Genomic DNA, 4,284 nt, shown 5'->3' with positions numbered 1-4,284 from the left:
CCTTGGCCACCAGCGAGGACAGGCTCGGGCCGGTCAGCTTGGTGCCGTCGACACGGGTGTACTCGCCCAGGTAGACGTTACGGATGCCCTTGGCGTCGTAGAAGTGCGAGTAGTGGGTGTTGTCGCTGAAGCAGTCCTGCTCGTCTTCCGGCGAGTTGGCTTCCAGCGAGACCTTCATGCGCTCACCGGCCAGTTCGCCCAGCGACAGGCTGCCCATGCCGAACAGCATCTTGCGCAGGCCATCGGCCACCGGCTCGGCTTCCAGCGTGGCACGGTAGTTGTCGGCGACGTTCGGCTTCCAGTTGCCGACCATCTCTTCGAGGTCCTTTACCAGCAGCTCGGTGACCGCTTTCAGGTAGGCGCGGCGACGGTCGTTGTGGCCGCCGGTAGCACCTTTGCCTTCCAGGTAATCGGAAGCCGGGCGGTTGCCTGCGCCTGGGCCGGTGCCGTTGAGGTCCTGGCCCCAGAGCAGGAACTCGATGGCGTGGTAGCCGGTGGCGACGTTGGCTTCGGAACCTGCCAGTTCGTTCAGGCTGGCCAGTTTCTCAGGGGTTATGTCCTTGACATCGACCTTCTCTTCACCAACCTGGATCTCGGTGTTGGCAATGATGTTGGCGCTGGCCGCCGGGTTGCCCAGGGCATGCTCATAGCTCTTGTCGACATAGTCGATCAGGCCTTCGTCCAGCGGCCAGGAGTTCACCTGACCTTCCCAGTCATCAATGATGGTATTGCCGAAGCGGAACACCTCGCTCTGCAGGTAAGGTACGCGCGCGGCAGCCCAGGCCTCTTTGGCGGCTTTCAGGGTTTCGTCGTTGGGCTTGGCAAGGAACGCGTCGACGGCGGTCTGCAGGGTCTTGGCGGTGCTCAGCGCGTCGCTGTACACGGCATAGACCATTTCGGAGTAATGCTTGACCACGGCTTTGCCGGCCGCTTCGTCGACAGCCCCGGGCGCCGCTGCTGCGGTGCTGGCCGCAGCAGGTGCCTGAGCTTGCGGAGCAGCGGCCTTGTCATCCTTGCCTTCGCCGCAACCGGCGAGAGCGATGGCGATGGCGAGCAGACTGGCGGAGGCCAGAGGCATACGAATCATTATTGGGTTTCCTGCGTCGTGTGGTTGGACCAAGGGGTTAGGCCGTGCGCCGTGGCACGCGAAACGACAACATCATGCGAAAGATTTGCATTTGCTGTAAAGGGGTTGGCGCGCAATTCATGCAAATGCGCATCACGGGCCGGAATCGAGGGGCAAGCCTTACAGCGCGGAGACCTGATTGCGCTGGGCTTGTTTGAGGAAGTTGGTCAGTTCGCGGGCCGACAACGGCTTGCTGTAGTGATAGCCCTGACCCTCATGGCAGCCTTGGGCGATGATGTAGGTTTCCTGCTCGGCGGTTTCCACACCTTCGGCAATCACCTGCATGCCCAGGCTCTTGCCCAGCTGGATGATGGCGCGAACGATGGTCGCGTCATCGTCATCGTCGAGCAGGTCCTGGACGAAGCTCTTGTCGATCTTGATCTTGTCCAGCGGCAGCGACTTCAGGTAGCTGAGCGACGAGTAACCGGTGCCGAAATCGTCGATGGCGATCAGCGCCCCCGAGCGGCGCAAGCTGAGCAGGTGCTGGGCGGCGGTGCTGATGTCTTCCATCAGGCCGGTCTCGGTCACCTCCAGCTCCAGGCTGCGCGGAGGCAGGCGGTAAGCCTGCAGCAGGTTGTTGACCACCCGCGGCAGCTCGCTGTGATGCAGCTGGACGGTGGACAGGTTGACCGCCATGCGTAATTCGCTGAAGCCGATATCATGCCATTCGCGCAACTGCCTGCAGGCCTGGTCGAGTACCCACTCGCCAATTCTGATGATGCTGCCGTTCTGTTCGGCCAAGGGGATGAACTGATCGGGCGGGACCATGCCGAGCTCCGGGTGTTGCCAGCGCAACAAGGCCTCGACGCCGACCACGCGGTGGTCGCGGTAACTGATTTGCGGTTGGTAGACCAGGTACAGCTGGTTGCGCGGCAGGGCTTCGCGCAGGTCTTTTTCCAGCTCGCGGCGGCGGCGCATTTCGCTGTCGACGCTGGCGATGTAGAACTGGTAACGGTTGCGCGAGCGGGCTTTGGCCAGGGTCATGGTCTGTTCGGCTTTTTGCAGCAGCTTCTCGGTGCTGTCACCGTCCTCCGGGAACAGCGTGATGCCGATGGTGGCGCGCAGGCGGATTTGCTGTTGGTCCAGGGCGAACGGCAGTTCGAGGTCGTCGAGAATGATCTGGGCCAGCTCTGCCGCCTCGTAGGGCTGCTGGATATTGGCCTGGACCAGGGCAAACTGGTCGCCTCCCAGCCGCGCCAGAGAACCCAGGCGGCCACTGTGAGCGCGCAGGCGATCGGCCAGGGCCAGCAGCAACTGGTCGCCGGCCTGGTAGCTGAACTGCTCGTTGATGCCCTTGAAGTCGTCCAGGCCCACGCACAGTACGGCCACGCGATGTTGCAGGCGGCCGGCGTCGGCGAGGATCTTGTCGAGTTGCTCCTGCAATTGCTGGCGGTTCGGCAGGCCAGTGAGGAAATCGTACTGCGCCATGCGCTGCAAGCTGTTCTCGGCTTCGTGGCGCAGGTGGGTGTTGCGCTCGATCGAGGCCAGCAGCTGGTTGGCGGTATTGACCCACAGGCCCAGCTCATTCTTCTCGTGGCCCTTGAGCAGCGGAATCTGGTGCTGGCTGGGGCGGTCAGGGTTGATCTGGGTAAGGTGCTCGATGATCTTCGACAGCGGCTTGGTCAGCAGCCAGTGATACACCAGATAGAGCACCAGGCCCATGGCCAGGGCGCGCAGCACGCCGGAAATGAAGATGATCACCGCATTGACCAGGAAGTCTTCGCCATAGGACGACGTGTCGAGGGTGATGCTCAGGTCGCCGTAGTACTCGCTGTACGGGCCACGGCCGACCAGTTGGGTGGTGTAGGTGCGTTCCTGGCCGAGGATCAGGTCGGTCAGCCAGCGCATCGGCATGTCCTGCAGCGGACGGGACTTTTCCGCCAGCATGGTTTCGTTGGGGTGGCCGATCGAAGCCATGCGCACCGACTCGTCCTGGAACAGGCCTTCCATCACCTGCATGCCCATTTCACGGTCGAGGCTGTATACCGCCTGGGTGGAGGGGTCGCGGAACATGTCGAGAATGCGTTGGGCGTCGTTATTGACGGCCTGGCGGGTCTTGTAGGTGTCGTAGACGATCTGCGCGCAACTGAGGACGACGCCGACCGCCAGCGCCGAAAGGAGCACGACCCTGAGCAACTTGACCGACAAGCTGTTCCGCAATTCCAGCTTCAATGGGGTTTTCCTTAATCCATGCGCATAACATCATTTTGCCATTAACCGTTGGCAATACACTATCGGCCGACCTTGGGTAGTGTATCGGTTGCCCGACCCTGCAACTTGAGTGCGCGGTATCAAACTTCCAGACGGTTGATGTTAGCGTGCTCTACGCGCTGAGCAAGCAAAACCGTGCCGGCCTCTTCGCGGCTAAACCCGCTCCCACAGGTACTGCGCCGCCTGTGATCTTGAAGCTGTCCCTGCGGGAGCGGGTTTACCCGCGAAGAGGCCGACACAGGCATGAAAAAACCCGGCACATGGCCGGGTTTCTTCGTTCAGGGCTGACTGAATCAGGCCTTGAAGGTCTTGCCTTCGAACTGCTCGGCAACGAATTTCCAGTTGACCAGGTTCCAGAACGCCTCGACGTACTTCGGACGCAGGTTGCGGTAGTCGATGTAGTAGGCGTGTTCCCAGACATCGCAGGTCAGCAGCGGGGTGTCGCCGCTGGTCAGCGGGCAGCCGGCGCCGATGGTGCTGGCCAGGGCCAGGGTGCCGTCAGCTTTCTTCACCAGCCAGCCCCAGCCGGAACCGAAGGTGCCGACCGAAGTCTTGGTGAACTCTTCCTTGAACTTGTCGAAGGAACCGAAAGCAGCGTTGATGGCATCAGCCAGGGCGCCGGTTGGCTGGCCCCCGGCGTTAGGTGCCAGGCAGTTCCAGTAGAAGGTGTGGTTCCAGACTTGAGCGGCGTTGTTGAAGATGCCGCCCGAAGAGCTCTTGACGATCTCTTCCAGGGTCTTGCCTTCGAATTCGGTGCCTGGGACCAGGTTGTTCAGGTTCACGACATAGGTGTTGTGGTGCTTGTCGTGGTGATACTCCAGGGTTTCCTTGGAGATGTGCGGCTGCAGGGCATCGTGGGCGTACGGCAGCGGCGGCAATTCAAAAGCCATGGTGGATCTCCTGATTCAGGTCTGTTTGCGGTTTGCGCAAGGCCGGTCACGGGCGGC

The 4,284-nt window shown here is 61.6% G+C and carries 3 protein-coding genes; all 3 read right to left on the bottom strand.

The genetic code is table 11. From position 1 onward, the window contains the following. On the bottom strand, window positions 1–1,087 hold a 1,087-nt coding region (locus APH33_RS22495), incomplete at its 3' end, for an imelysin family protein (protein ID WP_054887253.1). Window positions 1,088–1,246: 159 nt separating this feature from the next. Further along, a complete protein-coding gene (locus tag APH33_RS22490; RefSeq protein WP_054887252.1) occupies window positions 1,247–3,298 on the bottom strand; it encodes a bifunctional diguanylate cyclase/phosphodiesterase in 2,052 nt (683 codons plus the stop codon). Between the two features lie 332 nt (window positions 3,299–3,630). Beyond that, the gene (locus APH33_RS22485) at window positions 3,631–4,227 is read right to left on the bottom strand and encodes a superoxide dismutase (RefSeq protein ID WP_054887251.1); all 597 of its coding nucleotides are present in this window, start codon (window positions 4,225–4,227) and stop codon (window positions 3,631–3,633) included. Window positions 4,228–4,284 lie beyond the last annotated feature (57 nt).

This window comes from Pseudomonas sp. NBRC 111130 (assembly GCF_001320485.1).
In the GTDB taxonomy this organism is placed as follows: domain Bacteria; phylum Pseudomonadota; class Gammaproteobacteria; order Pseudomonadales; family Pseudomonadaceae; genus Aquipseudomonas; species Aquipseudomonas vlassakiae.
The sequence above is the reverse complement of the archived record's forward strand: the minus strand, read 5'-3'. Positions and strand labels throughout refer to the sequence as shown.

Bases quoted from the DNA above. Each gene is read 5' to 3' on its own strand.
- APH33_RS22485 (WP_054887251.1), bottom strand. From the start codon at position 4,227: ATGGCTTTTGAATTGCCGCCGCTGCCGTACGCCCACGATGCCCTGCAG.